Consider the following 19716-nt stretch of genomic DNA (forward strand, 5'->3'; position numbering starts at 1 on the left):
TCAACGACACCCGGCACAGCACCACGGTGCCGGGCTGGTATCAACGTCTCGGACACCCCATACAGAACGGACCCTGCGGAACGGACGCGCTGTGACTTCTTCACCGAAGGACGAGTCTCTCGACTCGATCAGCCGAAGCCTGGCCCAGGTGGTGCGCCTGACCAGCAGCCGGTCCCTATTCGCCAGGCAGGCGGGCGCAGCCGGTGTCGGCCTGACCCAGCCGTCGTATGCGTTGCTGCGGATTCTTCTCGACAGCGGCCCGCTGCCCATGGGTGCGCTGGCGCGGGGCGCTCACATGGACCTGGGGATGGCGACGCGTCAGGTCACCTCCCTGGTCGACGCGGGACTCGTGACCCGCAACCCGGACCCGACCGACCTGCGGGTCGCCCTGGTGGCTGTCACCCCGCAGGGCCGGCGCGAAGCCGGAAAGCTGCTGGACGTCCGACTCGGTCATCTGCGACGGGCTCTGTCGGGGTGGACGGAAGCCGAACTCGACCAGTTCGACCGCTTTCTGACCCGGTTTGTCGCCGACTCCCTCGCCACCCCGATCGACGATTGACTCGCCACCGATGATTTGCTTGACTTTGTCAATCTTTCGCTTCTAGCCTTCGACCATGGCCGGGGCACGGTTCCATTTCGACGTGGGCAACTACGTCACGATGCTGCGCCTGGTGCGTGCCGAGACCGACACATCCCGCCGCCGAAAGCTGCTCGCCGCGTTCCTGATCGGTGTTCCGGTGATGGCCGCCATCCACGCCGTCTGCTTCGCGTTGGACCCGCTGCTGTTCCCCTCCTTACAGCGCACCGAGGTCCGTGAACCGGTGTTCTGTGTCGGGCACGCCCGCAGTGGGACCACCTACCTGCATCGACTGATGGCCCGTGACGACCAGTTCAGCGTGGTCATGATGTACGAGATGTTCTTCCCGTCCCTGTTGCAGAAGCGGGCGCTACGACTGCTGTTTCGCGCCGATGAGGTTCTGTGGGGGAAGCGGCTGCGACACCGGATCGAGGCGATCGAAGAGCGTGCCTTCGCCGAGACCAACGACATGCACCGCACCGGGTTCTTCGCCGCAGAAGAAGACGATTTCCTGCTCACGTGGTCACTGGGATCCGGATTCTGGATCGTGCTCTTCCCGTACCTGGGCCAACTCGACTTCTACCACGTCGACCAGTGGAGCGAACGCAAGCGCCGGCGTCTGATGCTGTTCTACAAAGAGTGTGTGCGACGCCAGCTGGCCCTCAACGGCGGCCGGACGCATCTGAGCAAGAACCCGACCTTCTGCGGACGCGTCGAGGCGCTCATCGAGACCTTTCCCGACGCGAAATTCATTGTGCCGATGCGCAATCCCTACGAGACCATTCCGAGTCTGCTGAAGATGCTGCAGACCACGTGGGAGCTGCAGGGCCGTGACGAGCGGCTGATCCTGGAATCGATGCAGATCCTGGCCGATCAGTCCTTCGACGCGTACTGTCATCCGCTCGACGTGCTGGCTCGCCATCCCGAAACACGTTCCTGCGTCATCGATTACCGTGACCTGGTCGGCGATCCCGCATCGACCATGCGACGCGTCTACGACGAGCTCGAGCTCGATCTGCCCGCCGACGTGGCCGTGGCCATCGGCGCGTCCCGAGGCCAGGGCCACGAAACCACCCACCGGTACAGCCTCGAAGAGTTCGGTCTGGACCCCGAAGCGATCCACGTCCGGCTCGCGACCCTCTTCGACCAGTTCGGTTGGGCAGGCGACGGACACGAAGGAGAACACGCCGGTGCCAACTGATCACGGTGCAGCCGAGCTGCGCGCCGCCTGGGACGACCTCACCAGCGCCCTGAACCGGGCCCGCGACGCCGTCGACTCCGAAGCGCTGCACGCTCCCCCGCCGACCGAACGCGGACTGGCCGAGGGCTACCGGTATCTGCTGGGGTTCACCTTCGCCGCCATCGAACGTGCCTTCTTCGAAGACCCGGACTTTCCGTACTTCCGCCGGGCCATTCAACCCGCCGACAAGGCCACCATCGACAATGCCGACGCGCTGTATCTGTCCGCGGCGATCGACGGGGAGCAGACCTACCGGATTCGGGGACGGGTACTCGCGAAAGCTCCGCAGTACATCGTCTTTGAGACCCATACCGCCTACGCGGGAGACTCGGGCAGCCTCATGGAACTGAGCCCCGCCCACCGCATGATCACCGGATCGCTGGACAGTAGCGAACTGCGCATCGACGACGACGGCCAGTTCGAGATCGTGGTCGGTCCCGAACCGCCCCCCGATTCTGCCGGCAACTTCCTTGCCAGCCATCGGGTTACCGACAACGGCTCCGGGACAGCGCAATACGTCATCGTGCGGCTGCTGTTCCACGACTGGGCCAATGAGGTCTGCCCGGATCTACACATCGAGCAGGTCGGTCAGCAGGGACGGCATCCCGCGCCGATCGACGCCCCGGGAGCTGCCGGCCGGATGCGCAGGGCCGGTGCGATCGTCGAAAACCAGATGAAGTTCTGGAACGAGTTCTACGACGTCATCCTCGAGGCGCACGGCGACCGCAACGGTGACGGCGCAACGTTCATGCCGCGCAACGGAGTGAACGCACCGGCACGTGCCAACCTGGCGACCGGCGGCGGCCAGAACACCAACGTCTACGCCGGCGGGGTGTTCGATCTCGACCAGGATCAGAGTCTGCTGATCGAGACCAGCGTGCCGGTCGAGCCCGCCTACAGCGGATTTCACCTCAGCAACCTGTGGGGCGAGTCGCTGGACTACGCCAATCATCAATCCAGCCTCAACGGGTTTCAGGCCGAACCGGACGACGACGGTGTCGTCCGCTACGTCGTGGCCGCCAGCGACCCCGGCGTGCCGAACTGGCTGGACACGACCGGCTTGCCGAAAGGCTTCCTCAGCTTCCGGTGGACCTACGCCCAGGACCCCGAGCAGCTGCCCGAAATCTCGGTCAGCACTGTGCCCCTGGCTCAGCTGCGCGACCACCTGCCGGCGACTACTCGAACGGTCTCGGCCGCCGAGCGTGCCGAACAGATCGCCATCCGCCAGGCGCACGTCCAGCGTCGGTACCGCCAGTACTGATCCGGCTCAGCCGGTGACGCGGTCGACCAGTTCGCCGGCGAGCGCGAACGCCGACGTGGCGGCCGGCGACGGCGCGTTGCGGACATGCGAGATGTGACCGTCCCGGGAGATCACGAAATCGTCGACCAGAGAGCCGTCCCGGCCGACGGCCTGGGCCCGGACACCGGCGTGGGAGCTGCCGTCCAGATCGGCCAGGGTGAGGCCGGGCATGTATCGGGCGGCGGCGGTGACAAAGGCCCGTCGGCTCGCCGCCATGCGGATCTCGTCGAGCCCCACTCGCCAGTACCGGCGTGCCACCCGCCAGGTCCCGGGCCACGCCAACGTCTCCCAGGAGTCACGAATGCTCAACCGGCGCAGTGAGTACGCGTCCCGGGCGCCCACCATCATGGCGGTCGGCCCGAGCGTCACCTCGCCGGTGATGTGCTTGGTGATGTGCACCCCGAGAAACGGCAACTCGGGGTTGGGCACCGGGTAGATCATCCCGTTCAATCGCGGCGAATCCGTGGGCTTGAGCCCGAGGTAGGCACCGCGGAACGGCACGATCTGCGGGTCGCGGGGCGCCCCCGCCCGCCGGGCGAGGCGGTCGGCCCACAATCCGGCGCAGGCGATGACGGTGCGGGCACGCAACGGGCCGCCGGCGGTGTGGACGATCGGGTTGTCTGCCCCCTCGATCGCGGTGACCTCGGTGCCGAACCGGATCGACACGCCCGCGGCCGTCAGCTCGGCGACGAGAGCCCTTGCCACCGCGGGATAATCGACGATCCCGGTGTTGGGTGCGTGAAGCGCCTGCAGGCCAACAGCATTGGGTTCGATCTCGGCTATCTCCTGGGCACCGATACGACGCAGCCCCGGTACGGCGTTGGCGATACCCCGCTCCTGCAGGTCGTCCAGACGGCCGAGCTCCTCGGCTGATACCGCGACAATCAGCTTGCCGCACCGCTCGTGACCGATGGCGTTGTGCTCGCAGTATTCGTACATCATCCGGGCGCCGTCGACACAGAGCCGGGCCTTCAGCGATCCCGGCTGGTAGTAGATCCCGCCGTGGACCACACCGGAGTTGTGGCCGGTCTGGTGGCGGGCAGGCGCATCCTCGCGCTCGACGACGGCCACCGAGTCCTGGGGGCGCCGCGACATCCACTCCCGGGCAACTGCCAGGCCGACGATGCCCGCGCCGACGACAACGAGGTCATGTCTAGGAGGCGTCATCACCGTCGCTCGTCGCGACCGCTCGCAGCATGTAGTCGCGGCGCTGCTCGATGGTCCGCCCGAATTCCTGCAGGAGCAAGGGGTTCTCGTGGACGATCGTCTCAACCTGCTCGCGCGCGAGATACACCATCGTCACCTCGCCCACCGCGTACGACCAGCCGATCACGGGCTGACGGGTGAGCGTGCTCTGCCCCAGGAACGAACCGCGCTCGTGGCTGCCGACCACCACTTCGGTGCCGTCCTCTGCGATAGCCGTCAACTGGACCGCACCGGAGACTATGAATTTGATGCCGGCGGGGACTTCACCGGAGCGCTGGACAAGTTCGCCGTCGCCGTATCGCTCCATCGACGCATACGGGATCAGCCGCTGCTGCTCGTCGCGGTCCAGCCGCAATGTCGGCGCGACGATGGAACGAATGGCCGCGGTGACTCGCTCGGTAGAGGAAAATTGGTCATCCGCTTCGTCCAGGTGCAGACCTTCGCGCCGGGCCGAATACCAGATCCAGCGCAGGAACGTGGCTTTGGCCTTCCCGTCGTCGGCCGGCGATGTCAACGGAATCTTGGTCTGATACTGATTGGCCCCCAACGGAACCGCCGACGGCTGCAGATCAGGGTGGCATTGCGGCAGCTCCGAGGCGACCCGCACCAGCATGGCGCACACTTCGTCAGGAGCGTCATCGACCGCGAACACGCTCGTGACCATGATCGTGTGCTTTCCGGGCGGCCTGCTGAGGTTTGTGAACGATGCCCCAGCCAGTACCGAGTTCGGTGTGATCTGCAGGCCGGTCCCGGTTTCGAGATGGACGGCTCGCCAATTCACCTCCACGACCCGTCCTTTGGCGGCCGGCGTATCCAGCCAGTCGCCGATCTTGAAGGGCTGTTCGAAGAGCATCAACAACCCGGAGATGATCTGGCCGACCGAGTTCTGCAGTGTCAGGCCGACGACGATCGAGGTGATTCCCAGTGCGGTGAAGAGGCCCTTGACGTTGGCGCCCCAGATGTAGGCGAATATCAGCGCCAGACCCACGGCGATCAAGAGGAAGCGGGCAACGTCGAGGAAGATCCCCGGAATTCGCTTGCGCCAGCTTCCATCCGGTGCGCTTTGGAACACTGCGGCATTGATCCCCGACAGCAGCAGGACCAGAACGACGAACGCCACCAGGGTGCCCACCATCCGCACCGAGGTCGAACCCGCCGGCACCCGGCTGGCTTCGAGCATCAACAGCAGCAGCGCACCGAGCGGCAAGAGGTAGTTACGCAGCAGAGTTACCGGCTTGAGCAGAAAGCTCTTCCTGCGGCGCAGCGCATGCTGCCACTCGGTGAGGGCGACCAAGCCGAGGGGAAGTCCGATGGCGATCCCGATTGCCCAGTAGAACCAGGACGAGGTGAACACGTCGCTCATCGCTGGTCCTCCGACACCTGCCAGATCGGTTGCGCCGCCTCACCGACGGTGACCGATCCCGCCTCGACGAACGTCATCGTGTCGCGCAGGGCTTCATAGACCTTGGCGGTGACGAAGATGCCCGGACGGGGTGAACCATCCTTGACCTGGTGCGCCAGGTTCACCGCGTCGCCCCACATGTCGTAGACGAGCGACGGGCTGCCCAGCAGGCCGCTACCCACGTCACCACTGTCGATTCCGGCGCGCAGAGCCAGCTCGATCCCCGCGTCAGAGTTGAACCGTTCGACGATCCGCTGGCACTCGAGCGCGAAATCCACGGTACGGCGCACGTTGTCGAGTCGGGGCACCGTCAGTCCACAACTGGCCAGATAACCGTTACGTACGGTGTGAACGCTCTCGACGCCGAAGTCGGCTGCGGCAGCTTCGATCTGGCGGATCAACTCATTGCCCAGCGCCAGGTAGTCGGTGGGGCTCATGTCCGCTTGCAGTCGGTCGATGCCCAGCAGATCGGCGAAAATGACCGTCACATTGTGGTGTTCGCTTGCGATCGTCTCTTCGCCCTGCCGGAAACGCTCCACTACGGCTTCCGGCATCAACGATCGGAGCAGTTCGTCGTTCTGCTGCCGCTGCTCCTTGAGCAGATCATCCTTGACGGTCAGACTGCGACTCATATCGTTGAACGCCTGCGTCAAGTCGCCGAGTTCGTCTCGCGTCTCCACCGGGATGGCAACCAGATAGTCACCCGCAGCGATCCGTTGGGCCCCGGCCTCCAGTTTGCGGATCGGCCGCACGAACACCTGCGCCAGGTAGGCGGCGAGTACGCAGACGATGAAGATCATCCCGACGGTGCTGAGGACCATCGTGCGGGTGAACGAGGATTCCTTGGCGAAAGCCTCGGCTACATCCACCTTGGCGATGATCGACCACTGCAGCCCCGAATTGTGATCGGGCAGAGGGGCATAGGACTGGAGAGCTCGATTGCCCAGATAGTCGCTGGACACCAGCGTGCCGGTTTCGCCCCGTCGCGCGTTGGTTGTGGCTTGGGATATGTCGGGCTGCACCAATGTGGTGCCGCCGAGCCGAATCGCCTTGTCGGCGACTTCCGCGGGGGTACCGGCCGCGGTCACCTCACTCTTGTACCGCTGCGGGTCCTCGACGAACATTCGCGAGTCCGAACGCATCAGTCCATCGGGTCCGACGAGGAATGTCTCCCCGGTGGCGCCGAGGCCGGCGTCTTTCCACTTTCGGTCGAAGGTCATGAGCTGGTTGATCTTCGAGATCGGAAATTGCAGAGCCAGTACACCTTCGGTTCTGCCGTTCGGCGTGATCGGGGCGACCATCCACGCGGTGGGCTGCATCTGGGCCGGTTGATAGAACTCGAAATCGGTGAGGCCGACGTAGTCGACGGTGTTGGCCGACATCGCCTTCAGGTAGGCGGCATGCAGTTTGGAGCCGGCGTAGGGGCCGGTGATGATGTTGGTGCCGAGGTCGACGCCCTTGTAGGCGGTGTAGACCACATTGCCGCGGGCATCGAGGAGCAAGGCGTCCTGGAAACCGAAGCGAGTGGTGATCTGCCGGAAGAAATCCTGGTAGCGCGCGTTTGCCGCCGACCACTGGCTCCCGTCACCGGCGTCGCCCATGGCGATGGCCGCGTCGTCGGTGGGCAACCGCGCGGTGTAGTTGGCTTGCAGATATCGCTGGGCCGGGGCTGTCGGCAGGAGCGCGGACGCATCCAACAGGATGCCGCTCTGCTGATCGGTCTGCTTGATGAAGGTGTCGTAATACCCGAGCACGCCCTGCCACTGTGCCGGGCTGACCGATGCGTTGTCGAGCTGATCGAAGCCGGCGGTGAACGCCGCGAGCGCATCCGAGGTGCTCGTGCCACGGCTGTAGATGACCAGCGAATTCTTGAGGTCCTGGAACTCGCCCTCCAGCGCCCGGGACTGCGCCTCCCGGATCTCGATCAAACGGCTGAACACCGCGGTGCGCAGCGACGTCCGGCCGACCTCGAAAGCGATCGCGCCGACGACCGCCGCGGCCAGCATGGTGCACAGCACCAGCATCAAGATCAGCTTGGACTGGATGCTGACGCGCGCGAGGATCCGATCGCGGCGGAATCGCGACAGCATCTTGTGCTTGTCAGGGGCCGGATCCGGCGTCGGCGCGGGTTGCGACGCGCCCTGCTCAGCCACTCGAGACATCGGCACCCTTTCGCGGTCACCCCGCAGCTAACCGGTCCCGGTGCAGATTAGCAGGATGATGTGGCAAATGAGGCGTACGAGGCTGTTGATATCGGGTCGAATTACTGTCCGGTCGGCGGGACCGGGCAGTTGAGCACCGTCGCAATGCATGGTCGGATAGCACCCGTGGACACGACTTACGAAGGCACCAAGCGCGAGATCGCCACCGAGAAGGGCGTTCTGCGCTATCACGAGGCCGGCGAGGGCCCCACCCTGCTGATGCTGCACGGATCCGGGCCGGGAGTCACTGGCTGGCGCAACTTCCGCGGCAACCTGGCGTTCTTCGCCGAGCGCTATCGGTGCCTGGTGCTGGAGTTCCCCGGATTCGGGGTGAGCGACGACTTCGGCGGCCACCCGATGCTGGATGCGCAGGCGGCGGTGCCCGCATTCGTCGATGCGCTCGGCCTGGACAAGGTCGACATCATCGGCAATTCGATGGGCGGCGGCGTCGGCATCAACTTCGCGATCAATCATCGTGACCGGATCGGCAAGCTGGTCACCATCGGCGGCATCGGCACCAATATCTTCAGCTCGGGACCCAGTGAGGGCATCCGGTTGCTCCAGGAGTTCACCGAGGATCCCACCCGTCAACGGCTCGTCGACTGGCTCAACTCCATGGTCTACGACCCGGCATTGGTCACCGAACAACTCATCGAGGAGCGCTTCGCACTGGCGACCGATCCCGAGACCCTCGAGAGTGCGCGGCGGATGTACGGCAAGGCGGCGTTCGCGGCGATGACGAAGATGATGCGCAACGCTGACTTCCCGCTGCCGTGGGCCATCATGCACAAGGTCAAGGCACCCACCCTGTTGACGTGGGGCCGTGATGATCGGGTCAGCCCGCTCGATATGGCGCTGATCCCGATGCGCACCATCGCCAACGCCGAGTTGCACGTGTTCCCCAACTGCGGACACTGGGTGATGATCGAGGCCAAGCAGGCGTTCGAAAGCACCGTGATGGGCTTCCTGCAGCGCGATTAGCTCGTCGTGATCAGGTCGAAGCCCCGGTATCCGTCGGCGGCGACTTCGGCGCAGATGTCGTTGTAGGCCCCGAAGCCGCCGATGAAGAGCATGAAAACCCTTGGCTTTCCGGGCACATTGGCGCCCAGGTACCACGAGTTGGCTTTCGGGAACAGTGTGGTGGCAGCTCGCCGGTCGAGCTCGGCAAGCCAATTCTCGACGGCGTCTGGGCGCGCCTCGATGCCGGCGTATCCGTTCGCATCGAGATAACCGATGGCCTCGGCGATCCAATCCACGTGCGCCTCGGCATGCAGGACCATGTTCGCCAGCACGGCCGGCGCTCCCGGACCGGTCACGACGAACAGGTTCGGGAAGCCGTCGTCGCCCAGACCCAGGTAGCTGCGTGGGCCGTCGGCCCAGTCCTCGGCCAGCCGCTCGCCCCCGCGGCCGACGATGTCGATCTTGCTCAAAGCCCCGGTGAGCGCGTCGAATCCGGTGGCGAACACGATCGCGTCGAGATCCACGTGCTCCGCGGACGTGGTGATGCCGGTGCGGTCGACCGACACGATCGGGGTGCGGCGGACACTGATCAACGTCACGTTCGGCCGGTTGAAGGTCTGAAAGTAGTTGGAATCGGTGCAGATTCGCTTGGTCCCGATCGGATGATCGTCGGGTATCAGCAGTTCGGCGACTCCCGGGTCGTCGATGACCGCACGAACCTTCTCCTCCCAGAACTTTCGCGCCTCGTCGTTGGCGGCCTGGTCGGTGAGCTGATCGGGGAACGTCTTGGAGAACAGCACACCGCCCAGGCGCCACCGCTTCTCGAAGGCTTCGCGCCGCTCCCGGGCCGAGACCTCCATCGTGGGTGTAGTCGTGCCCACATAGGGCGAACCGCCACCGCTGCGCATCGAGAGGCGCCTGCGCTCGGCGTAATTCGCCTTCACCTCGGCAACCTGCTCGGCGGTCAGCGCCGAGTTGCCTGCCGGGATGCTGTAGTTGGGGGTGCGCTGAAAGACATACAGATGCTGCGCCTGTTCGGCCAGGACCGGGATCGATTGGATACCTGAGGAACCCGTGCCGATGACCGCAACCCGCTTGCCGGTGAAATCGACGCCCTCGTGCGGCCAGTGCGCGGTGTGGAAGATCTCCCCGCCGAAGCTGTCCAGCCCGTCGAACGCCGGCGTGATCGCGGCCGACAGCGCCCCGGTCGCCATCACCACGAACCGGGCAATGGTCACCCGGCCGTCCTCGGTCGTCACCGACCAGCGCAGCGTCTTCTCGTCGAGTACCGCTGAGGTCACCCGGGTGTCGAAGGTGATATCGCGACGCAAGTCGAGCTTGTCGGCGACCCAGTTCAGATAGGTCAGGATCTCGGCCTGGGTGGCGTACTTCTCGGTCCACGTCCATTCCTGCTGCAGCTCGTCGGAGAACGAGTAGCTGTAGTCGACGCTTTCGACGTCACACCGGGCTCCCGGGTAACGGTTGAAATACCAGGTGCCGCCCACCTCGGGTGCCGCCTCGAACACCCGGACCGACAGCCCTTGCCCGCGGAACCTGTGCAGCGCGTACAGCCCGGCGAATCCGGCGCCGACCACGACCACGTCGAGTTCCTCTGCGCTCATGTCCAGCAGAGTAGGTCCAAATTCTGACGTAGCCCCGCTCATCGAGACATTGGCCGGTGCTGACGGCCTCGCGGGTTCAGGATGAGATCAACAGCCCAGACCTGGACTAAGGATGCATGATGACTGCTTCGGTGCTCGACAAGACCATGGAGCTCGCTGACCAGCTTCGCGAGCAGGCCGTGGAAGCCGAGAAGATCGGCAAGCTCACCGATCAGACCGTCAAGGCGATGAAAGAAGCCGGCCATATCCGGCTGCTTCAGCCGGCCAAGTACGGCGGATTGGAAGTGCACCCGCGGGAGTTCGCCGAGACCGTGATGGCGATTGCCTCGCTCGACCCGGCGGCCGGTTGGATCAACGGCGTCGTCGGCGTGCACCCCTATCAGCTGGCCTATGCCGACCCGCGGGTCGCCGAGGAGATCTGGGCCGACGACGTCGACACCTGGGTGGCCTCGCCCTACGCCCCCCAGGGCATCGCCCGGCCGGTCGACGGCGGCTACATCTTCAACGGGCGCTGGCAGTTCAGCTCCGGAACCGACCACTGCGACTGGATCTTCCTGGGCGCCATCAAGAGCGACGCCGACGGCAAGGTGCAGATGCCGCCGCAGATGCTGCACATGATCCTGCCGCGCAAGGACTACACCATCGTCGAGGACTCCTGGGACGTGGTGGGTTTGCGCGGCACCGGTTCCAAGGACGTCATCGTCAAGGACGCCTTCGTGCCCGAGTACCGGGTGATGGACGCGTTCAAGGTGATGGACGGCACCGCCCAGCGTGAAGCCGGGATGACCGACACCCTGTACCTGATGCCGTGGTCGACGATGTTCCCGCTGGGCATCTCCTCGGCCACCATCGGCATCTGCGAAGGCGCGCTCGCCGCTCACCTGGACTACCAGCGTGAGCGGGTCAGCGCCGCAGGCACCGCCATCAAGGACGACCCTTACGTCATGTACGCGATCGGTGAGGCCGCCGCCGACATCAACGCCGCACGCCAGGAGATCCTGGCCAACGTGGACCGGATCTACGACATGGTGGACTCCGGCAAGGAGGTCTCGTTCGAGGACCGCGCCGCCGGGCGACGCACCCAGGTGCGCGCGGTGTGGCGTGCGGTCAGCGCCGTCGATGAGATCTTCGCCCGCTCCGGCGGCAACGCGATGCGGATGGACAAGCCGCTGCAACGGTATTGGCGTGACGCCCACACCGGGATGGCCCACGCCATCCACGTGCCGGGCACGGTGTATCACGCGTCGGCCCTGAGCTCCTTCGGTGTCGATCCGCAGGGCCCGCTGCGGGCGATGATCTGACCGGAAAGCAACCGTGAGCCTGCTGAAGAGCCTCGGCTACGTCACGATCCATACGGCTGACATCGATCGGTGGCGCCAATTCGCCTTCGGTGTACTTGGATTCGCCGAAGGAAAGGGACCCGATCCGTCCGCGCTGTACCTGCGCATGGACGAACGGGCGGCGCGGATCATTGTGGTGCCCGGCGACGGAGATCGGATCGCGACGGTGGGCTGGGAGGTCCGCGACCACGCTGCACTGGACCAGGTGAAAGAAGTGCTCGACCGCGCCGGGGTCGCCTATACCCAGCTGTCGCAGTCCGAGGCCGACGACCGCCGAGTCGAGGAGGTCGTGGCGTTCGACGACCCGGCGGGAACCCACCTGGAGGTCTTCCACGGCGCGGTGCTGGATCACAGCCCGGTGGTCACCCCGTTCGGTGCGCGATTCGTCACCGGCGACCAAGGATTGGGCCACGTCGTGCTGCCGGCACTCGACGCGCCCGGCCTGTTCGATTTCTACACCCAGGTCCTGGGTTTTGTGTCCCGCGGTGCATACCGGGTTCCGCTGCCCAAAGAGTTCGGCCCGATCCGGATCCGCTTCCTCGGGATCAACGAACGCCATCACAGTTTGGCGATCGCTCCGGCGATGCACCAGCGCGATCCAGGCCTGATCCACATGATGGTGGAGGTGGACAGCCTCGACACGGTTGGCGAGGCGTTGGACCGCATCGCCGCGCAGGAGTTCCAGCTGTCGTCCACACTAGGTCGGCACACCAACGACAAGATGGTGTCGTTCTACGTCCGCGCCCCCGGCGACTGGGATATCGAGTTCGGCACCGGCGGCCTGCGGATTGACGAAAACCATTACACCGCCGAGGAAATCACAGCGGACAGCTATTGGGGTCACAAGTGGGTCGGCGACCTGCCCGCCGCGATGCGGCCCTGACATGACCGACGTCCGCCCCGTTCCGGCCACTTCGGTGACCACCTGGGACCACGAGGCCGACGTGGTGGTCGCCGGTTACGGTGTCGCCGGCGCGGCCGCGGCGGTCGAGGCTGCCGGCGCAGGCGCCGATGTCCTGGTCCTCGAGCGAGCGGGCGCCTGGGGTGGAGCTGCGGCGTTGGCCGGCGGGTTCATCTACCTGGGCGGGGGTACCGGGCTCCAAAAAGCCTGCGGCTTCGATGATTCCGCCGAGAACATGGCGGCGTTCCTGGATGCCGCGATGGGCCCGGGCGCCGACCGCGAGCGCATCGCCGACTATTGCCAGGGCAGCGTCGCCCACTTTGAGTGGCTGGTGGCGTGCGGGGTGCCGTTCAAGCCGGAGTTCTTCGGTGAACCCGGATGGGAACCGCTGGGCGACCAGGGGCTGATGTACAGCGGTGGCGAGGACGCCTATCCATTCAACACCGTCGCCGATCCCGCGCCGCGCGGACATGTCCCGCAGATGCAGAACAAGAAGCAGGGCCAGGCAAGCGCCGGCTTCATGTTGATGAAGCCCTTGGTGCAGAAAGCGACCGACTTGGGCGTCCGGGCACTCTACGACGTCCGCGTGCAGTCCCTTGTGGTCGAATCCGACGGCCGCGTCACCGGGATCACCGCACGCCAGTACGGGACCGAGGTCACCATCCGGGCCCGGCGTGGCGTGGTTTTGGGCACCGGCAGCTTCGCCTACAACGAGTCCATGATGGACCGTTTCACACCCCGGATCGCCGGTCGGCCGGTGTCAGCGGTGGAACAACATGACGGTCAAGGCATCCGGATGGCGCAGGCGCTCGGCGCTGACCTGGCACATGTCGACGCCACCGAAGTTGCGTTCCTGGTCGACCCGCAGCAGTTGGTGCGCGGCATTCTGGTCAATTCGCGCGGGCAGCGCTACGTCGCCGAAGACACCTATCCCGGCCGCGCCGGTCAGCTCACGCTCTATCACCAGGACGACACGGCGTATCTCATCCTCGACGGGGATGCCCACGACGAGGCCGTGGCATCACAGACGCCGAAACTGATTCTGCGCAAGCCGAAGTGGGTGTGCGAAACCGTCGCCGAGCTCGAGGCCGAAATCGGGTTGCCGTTCGGCAGCCTGCAGGACACGGTGGCGCGTTACAACGATGCCGCCGCCCGCGGTGAGGATCCGCTGCTGCACAAGAAGGCACGCTGGCTGCGTCCGATCGGCAGCCCGGTCGGCGCTCTCGATCTGCGACACGCCACCGGCGGGTTCCCGTTGGGCGGACTGCGGACCAACCTCGATGCGCAGGTGCTGCATGTCAGTGGTGAGCCGATCCCCGGCCTCTACGCGGCCGGTCGCTGCACCGCCGGCCTGGCGGCATGGGGTTACGCCAGCGGCATCTCGTTAGGAGACGGCAGTTTCTACGGCCGCCGGGCCGGACGCTCAGCCGCCCGGGGCTAGTGCATCAGCCGGATCTGTGGAAAGTCCACCACTGCTTTGTAATTCAGCCGCCTGAGCCGCCAAGTTCCCCTCGACCTCCCGCTGCCACACGTCACGCGGCCGGGAGACATCGACCTCGTATTCGAACCGGTCGACCATATCCGGCGTCACATCGGCCACATCGACGTAGAACTGTTCGTACCAGCGGCGAAGTTGGTACACCGGTCCGTCTTCTTCGCACAGCAATGGGTTCTCGATCCTGGTCTTACCCCGCCAGATCTCGACATCCTGCTCGAAGCCCATCTTGACGTAGTCCCCGAGCGCGACGGCAGCCTGCATGGCCGCTTCTTCCGGCAGATCGGGTGACTTCTTGACGATGATCCCGTACTGCAGCACAAACGAATTCGCATCGATCGGGTAGTGACAATTGAGCAGGACGGTCTGCTGGTCGCCGTGCTCGTAGTGATAGAGGAGGTCATCGATCATGAACGACGGCCCCCAATACGAGGCCACCGACGTCGTACCGAGCATCACCGGCCCTTCGGGCAGCGGCTGGTCGGCACGCACACCGCTGTTCATGTACTGGGTGGCGACATGCCCTTCGAAGATGTTCTTGAAGAACGTCGGCATCGCGGAGTGCACGTAGAAGAAGTGCGCCATGTCGACGACGTTGTCGATGATCTCCCGGCAATTCGAGTTGACCACCGTGGTGTACCAGTGCCAGTCGGTCCACTCGTCGCTGCCTGCGCCCTCGATACGCGGGATGACCACCCCCGCTGGGGCCGGGTTGCCCTCCGGGTCGTTCCAGACGAACAGCATCCCATCCTGTTCGAGCGTCAACCAGCTCGCGGTCCGGGCCAGCTTGGGGACCCTGCGGCTGTACGGAACCTGCTTGCACCGGCCGTCGCCGCCCCAGCGCCAGTCATGGAAGGGGCAGGCGATCTCGTTTCCCTTGACCTCGCCCGCCGACAGGTCGCCGCCCATGTGCCGGCAGTAAGCGTCCAGCACAGTGAGCGCCCCGTCGGTGCCCCGGAACACGACCAGCTTCTTGCCGAACGCGTTCACCGCGTGCGGCGTCCCGTCGCCGAGGTCGCGGGTCAAACCCAGGCAGTGCCATCCCCGTGCGAATCGGGTGGGTGGCGTGCCGGCCTCGATCTGGCGTACTTCGACATCGGTGTCCATAGCTGTCATGTCGGACCTCCGTCATTGACCCGTTCCTGACAGCGTGACACCGCCCCGGGGCGTGTGTCGGCGGAACGACCAGGTTCCCCGCTATCCCCCACTCTCGCCGCGAGGGGTGCGACTCCCCGCGGCCATCGCCTTGGCGTCCAGACCACCGAGTGAGTCCTGGCCGACCTCCGCGTTGTGTGCGTGGGCGAAGTGGTGGAGTCCGAACACGGCGTCCATCCCGTTGCGCAGTCCCATCTGGTCCTCGCACTGATTGACGGCCCGCTTGGCCAGGGCGAGACCGAATCTCGGCATGGTGCCGATACGTCCCGCAAACTCGAACACGGCGCCCCTGAGCTCCGCTTTCGGCACCACCCTGTTGACCATGCCGATCTCATAGGCGCGCTGAGCGCTGAACTGCTCTCCCGTGAACAACATCTCCTTGGCGAACCGGGAGCCGAGGATCCAGGGATGGGCGAAGTACTCGACACCCGGAATGCCCATCCGCACAACAGGATCAGCGAAGAAGGCGTCCTCGGAAGCGATGATCATGTCGCAGACCCAGGCCAGCATGAGGCCGCCGGCGATGCAGGCGCCGTGCACCATCGCGATGGTGGGCTTGGGAATCTCGCGCCATCGCCGACACATCCCCAGATAGACCTCGACTTCGCGGGCGTAGCGCATATCGCCGCCCTCTTTGTCGACGTGATCCCACCACAGCGCGGCCTTGTTGTCATAGGAGACGTGGTGGTCGCGGTCCGGTGAGCCGATGTCATGGCCTGCGCTGAAGTGCTCACCGTTGCCGGCAAGCACGATAACGCGCACCTCGTCGTCGGAGACCGCACGCTGGAACGCGGCGTCGAGCGCGTACGTCATCACGGAGTTCTGGGCGTTGCGATAACGCGGCCGATTCATCGTGACGATCGCCGTCCCGTCGACGACTTCGTAGGTGACCACGTCAGTATCGTGTGCAGTCATTCCAACCCTCCGCATCCCTCGGTGTCTGCCTCCAATGTGCATCGCAGCAGACACCCGTTCGCACGGGATGTGCCAGTGACTGGGAGTTGGCCTCGTCACAGCTCACCCTTGCGCTGGGTCTCCGATTCTCATCGTTGGGTGGCGCCCGCATCTACTGGCAAACTCGTCGAGGTGATGTAGCGCGCCTCGTCGGACGCGAGGAACAGGCTGGCGTTCGCGACGTCGACCGGATCGACCCAGGGCACCGGCAGCATGTTCATGCCGGTCGCGGATTCGGCGAACTCTTCTCGCGTCGGCGGTCGGTCCAAGTCGGGCCGGAATGCACTGCTGACGACATCGTTCTGGATCATCGGTGTATCGACGTTCGTCGGGTGAACACAGTTGACCCGAATGCCGAACGGCGCGAGGTCGATCGCCAGACTCCGCATCAGACCGACGACACCGTGTTTGGCGGCCGTGTAATGAGCGACGCCGACCAGACCGCGCAGCCCGGCGATGGAACTGACCAACACGATCGAGCCTGCCCCACGGGAAATCAGATGAGACGTCGTGACGGTGCAGGTGTTCCACACGCCGGTGAGATTGACGTCCAGCATAGTCCGCCACGTGGACTCGGCCATGTCGACTGCGGGGGCGCGTGACGTGATTCCCGCTGTGGCACAAACGATATCGATACCGCCGAATTGGTCGGCGCCCCGGCCGGCCGCGACTCGCAACGCGTCCACATCGCGTACGTCGACCGTCTCGGTAATGATGCGGCCGCCCAGGTTCTCGACCAGCCGCACCGTCTCGTCGAGATCGTCTCGCGTGCTCGGCGGCACCTGCACCGACTCGACGGGTCCGCACAGGTCGACGCCAACGATCGCCGCGCCCTCCTGGGCGAACCGCACCGCCTGCGCGCGGCCGATTCCGCGGGCTGCCCCGGTGACGAATGCGGTCTTACCCGCCAGCCGCCCCGTCATGTCGTCTTCTGGGTCAGGCCCGCGTCAACGACGAGCTGAGTGCCGGTGATGTAGCGGGCATGGTCCGATGCGAGGAAGACGACGGCGTTGGCGACGTCGACGGGCTCGACCCACGGCACGGGCAGCAGGTTGCGGGCGGTCAGGACTTCGGCGGCGTCGGATTCGGTCGGATTGTCCAGATCCGGCCGCAACCGCCGATAGGTTTCCGGGTTTCGCACCATGGGTGTGGCGACGGCACCGGGGTGCACGGTATTGACCCGAATGCTTCGCGGACCGAGTTCATTGGCCAGTGTCCGGGCCAGCCCGACGACAGCATGCTTGCTGGCCGTGTAGTGGGCGGTGCCAGCGGTGCCACGTAACCCGTTGGTGGAGCTGATGATCACGACGGAGCCGCCCTCGGACCCGATGTGCGGCACACCCGCTCGGACGGTGTGCCATACCCCGGTGAGGTTGACGTCGATAGTGCGCTGCCAGTCGGCAGGAGTGATCTGCCACGCGGGCGCGCCGGGGGTGTGGATGCCGGCGTTGGCGACGATCACGTCGAGTCGGCCGAGGCGCTCCACCCCTGCCTCGACCGCAGCGGTGACCGCGGAGAGGTCGGCGACGTCGGCCGTCCCGATGACAGCGCACCGGCCCCGCTGTTTCACCCGCAGTGCGGTCTCACGTAGATCATCGGTCGCGTCGCTGTGGTCGAGCATGATGACGTCGGCACCCTCGTCGCGAACCGATCACAGTGCACGCGACCGGTGCCGCGTCCCGCCCCGGTCACCAGGACGACCTTTCCCGCTAAGCCCGACATTCACAGCGCCTTGAGCAGATCGAAGCCCTTGTACCCGGCACCGGCCACCTCCTTGCAGATATCGAGATAGGTGCCGAAGCCCCCGATGAACAGCATGAATTGGCGCGGCTTGCCGGGCACGTTTGCCCCCAGGTACCAGGAGTTGGCCTTGGTGAACAGTGTCGCCTCGGCGCGTTGCGCGCATTCCGCGATCCAGGAGTCCACGGCGTCGGCTGTCGGTTCGATTCCGGCGTAACCGCTTTCGTCGAGGTAGGAGATGACATCGGAAATCCAGTTCACATGGGCCTCGGCATGCAGCACCATGTTGGCCAGCACTGCCGGCGCGCCCGGACCGGACACCAGAAACAGATTGGGGAACCCGTCGGTGCCCAATCCCAGGTACGTGCGCGGCCCGTCGGCCCAGTCCTCCACCAGCCGTTGACCGCCACGGCCCACGATATCGATCTTGGCCAGAGTCCCGGTCATGGCGTCGAACCCGGTTGCCAGAACCAACGCGTCGATGTCGAAGTGCGCTTCAGCGGTGGCGATTCCGGTTTCGTCGATCGACTCGATGGGCGTCTTCCGCACACTGACGAGCCTGACGTTGGGCCGGTTGAATGTCTGGAAGTAGTGGGAGTCGGTGCAGATTCGCTTGGTGCCGATCGGATGGTCGTCGGGGATCAGCAGATCGGCGAGATCCGGATCGTCGATGACCGACCGGATCTTCTCCTCGTAGAATTTGCGGGCTTCCTCGTTGGCGTCCAGCGACACCATCTGATCGGCGAAGGTTTTGGAGAACAGGACTCCCCCGAGTTCCCAGCGCGTTTCGAACGCGGCCCGCCGCTCCTCGGCGGTGGCCTCCATGGTCAGTTTCGGATGCGCGACATGCGGTGACCCGCCGCCACTGCGCCACGACAGCCGCCGACGCTCGGCGTAGTTGGCTTTGATATCGGCGAGTTCCTCGGCCGTCAGCGGCCGGTTGCCGGCCGGCACGCTGTAGTTCGGCGTGCGCTGAAACACGTACAGCTGCTGGGCTTGTTCGGCGATGATCGGGATGGATTGAACTCCCGAGGACCCGGTGCCGATCACGGCGACGCGCTTGCCGGTGAAGTCGACGCCCTCATGAGGCCAGTGCGCCGTGTGATAGACCTCTCCCCGGAAGCTCTCCAGCCCTGCGAAATTCGGTGTGATGGCGGCCGACAGAGGGCCTGTTGCCATCACCACGAATCTCGACGCGACGCTCTCCCCTGCGTCGGTGCGCACGGTCCAGCGCAACGTCTGCTCGTCGAGCACCGCGCCCACCACGCGGGTGTTGCAGGTGATGTCCCGGCGTAGATCCAGCTTGTCGGCAACCCAATTGATGTACGCCAGGATCTCGGATTGAGTGGCGTACTTCTCGGTCCAGGTCCACTCCTGCTGCAACTCGTCGGAGAACGAATAGCAGTAGTCCACACTTTCGACATCACACCGTGCGCCCGGATAACGGTTGAAGTACCAGGTGCCGCCGACATCGGGGGCCCCCTCGAACACCCGTACCGACAGCCCCTGCGAGCGGAACTTGTGCAGGGCATACAGGCCGGCGAACCCGGCCCCCACCACAACGACATCGACATGGGACTTCGATCCAGTGCTCACACGCCGAAACGGTAGGCGGTCCGTGCC

General features: G+C 65.3%; 15 protein-coding genes and 1 pseudogene. 7 read left to right on the top strand and 9 right to left on the bottom strand.

The genetic code is table 11. The features are described 5' to 3' along the window. Positions 1-91 precede the first annotated feature (91 nt). From CRM90_RS22585 to CRM90_RS22595, 3 genes are read left to right on the top strand one after another with little or no spacing between them, the layout of a single operon-like run. Positions 92-559 (top strand): MarR family winged helix-turn-helix transcriptional regulator, encoded by a 468-nt coding sequence (locus CRM90_RS22585; protein ID WP_233209461.1) that lies wholly within the window; start codon positions 92-94, stop codon positions 557-559. Between the two features lie 55 nt (positions 560-614). Further along, positions 615-1778, top strand: coding sequence for a sulfotransferase family protein (locus CRM90_RS22590; RefSeq protein WP_102809171.1), 1164 nt, complete (start codon positions 615-617; stop codon positions 1776-1778). Next, positions 1768-3078 (top strand): DUF1214 domain-containing protein, encoded by a 1311-nt coding sequence (locus tag CRM90_RS22595; RefSeq protein ID WP_102809172.1) that lies wholly within the window; start codon positions 1768-1770, stop codon positions 3076-3078. Before CRM90_RS22590 ends, CRM90_RS22595 begins: the two co-directional genes overlap by 11 nt. Before the next feature lie 6 nt (positions 3079-3084). On the opposite strand, the gene lhgD is transcribed toward CRM90_RS22595, so the two are convergent. From lhgD to CRM90_RS22610, 3 genes are read right to left on the bottom strand one after another with little or no spacing between them, the layout of a single operon-like run. Then, positions 3085-4284 (bottom strand): L-2-hydroxyglutarate dehydrogenase, encoded by a 1200-nt coding sequence (gene lhgD / locus CRM90_RS22600; protein ID WP_102809173.1) that lies wholly within the window; start codon positions 4282-4284, stop codon positions 3085-3087. Continuing rightward, the gene (locus CRM90_RS22605) at positions 4271-5686 is read right to left on the bottom strand and encodes a mechanosensitive ion channel domain-containing protein (protein ID WP_102809174.1); all 1416 of its coding nucleotides are present in this window, start codon (positions 5684-5686) and stop codon (positions 4271-4273) included. The genes lhgD and CRM90_RS22605 overlap by 14 nt, the downstream gene beginning before the upstream one ends. Next, positions 5683-7887 (bottom strand): adenylate/guanylate cyclase domain-containing protein, encoded by a 2205-nt coding sequence (locus CRM90_RS22610; protein WP_102809175.1) that lies wholly within the window; start codon positions 7885-7887, stop codon positions 5683-5685. The genes CRM90_RS22605 and CRM90_RS22610 overlap by 4 nt, the downstream gene beginning before the upstream one ends. A 144-nt stretch (positions 7888-8031) precedes the next feature. Here CRM90_RS22610 and CRM90_RS22615 point away from each other — a divergent pair, with 144 nt between their 5' ends. Further along, complete coding sequence (locus tag CRM90_RS22615) at positions 8032-8907, top strand: alpha/beta fold hydrolase (protein WP_199190005.1); 876 nt, start codon at positions 8032-8034, stop codon at positions 8905-8907. Here CRM90_RS22615 and CRM90_RS22620 read toward each other — a convergent pair. Continuing rightward, positions 8904-10508, bottom strand: a complete 1605-nt coding sequence (locus CRM90_RS22620; protein WP_102809176.1) for a flavin-containing monooxygenase — start codon at positions 10506-10508, stop codon at positions 8904-8906. The two genes, CRM90_RS22615 and CRM90_RS22620, sit on opposite strands and share 4 nt — an antisense overlap. 119 nt (positions 10509-10627) lie before the next feature. On the opposite strand from CRM90_RS22620, the gene CRM90_RS22625 reads away from it, so the two are divergent. The 3 genes from CRM90_RS22625 to CRM90_RS22635 are packed head-to-tail and all read left to right on the top strand — an operon-like array spanning position 10628 to position 14190. Further along, a complete protein-coding gene (locus CRM90_RS22625; protein WP_102809219.1) occupies positions 10628-11809 on the top strand; it encodes an acyl-CoA dehydrogenase family protein in 1182 nt (393 codons plus the stop codon). Between the two features lie 13 nt (positions 11810-11822). Further along, positions 11823-12731 (top strand): biphenyl-2,3-diol 1,2-dioxygenase, encoded by a 909-nt coding sequence (bphC, locus tag CRM90_RS22630; protein WP_199190006.1) that lies wholly within the window; start codon positions 11823-11825, stop codon positions 12729-12731. A gap of 1 nt (position 12732) precedes the next feature. After that, a complete protein-coding gene (locus CRM90_RS22635) occupies positions 12733-14190 on the top strand; it encodes an FAD-dependent oxidoreductase (RefSeq protein WP_102809177.1) in 1458 nt (485 codons plus the stop codon). Here CRM90_RS22635 and CRM90_RS22640 read toward each other — a convergent pair. The 5 genes and pseudogenes from CRM90_RS22640 to CRM90_RS22660 all read right to left on the bottom strand — a co-directional run bounded on the left by CRM90_RS22640 (position 14173) and on the right by CRM90_RS22660 (position 19689). Further along, positions 14173-15351 (bottom strand): 3-ketosteroid-9-alpha-monooxygenase, oxygenase component, encoded by a 1179-nt coding sequence (locus tag CRM90_RS22640; protein WP_199190011.1) that lies wholly within the window; start codon positions 15349-15351, stop codon positions 14173-14175. The genes CRM90_RS22635 and CRM90_RS22640 overlap by 18 nt on opposite strands. 90 nt (positions 15352-15441) lie before the next feature. Then, on the bottom strand, positions 15442-16314 hold the full coding sequence (locus tag CRM90_RS22645) for an enoyl-CoA hydratase (RefSeq protein WP_102809179.1): 873 nt from the start codon (positions 16312-16314) through the stop codon (positions 15442-15444). Positions 16315-16442: 128 nt separating this feature from the next. Next, entirely contained in the window at positions 16443-17276 is an 834-nt protein-coding gene (locus CRM90_RS22650; RefSeq protein ID WP_102809180.1) for a mycofactocin-coupled SDR family oxidoreductase, read from the bottom strand. Further along, a pseudogene (locus CRM90_RS22655) lies at positions 17273-18075 on the bottom strand (mycofactocin-coupled SDR family oxidoreductase). The gene CRM90_RS22650 and the pseudogene CRM90_RS22655 overlap by 4 nt, the downstream one beginning before the upstream one ends. Next, a complete protein-coding gene (locus CRM90_RS22660) occupies positions 18076-19689 on the bottom strand; it encodes a flavin-containing monooxygenase (protein WP_233209462.1) in 1614 nt (537 codons plus the stop codon). Positions 19690-19716 lie beyond the last annotated feature (27 nt).

The organism is Mycobacterium sp. ENV421 (genome assembly GCF_002887815.1).
GTDB lineage: Bacteria > Actinomycetota > Actinomycetes > Mycobacteriales > Mycobacteriaceae > Mycobacterium.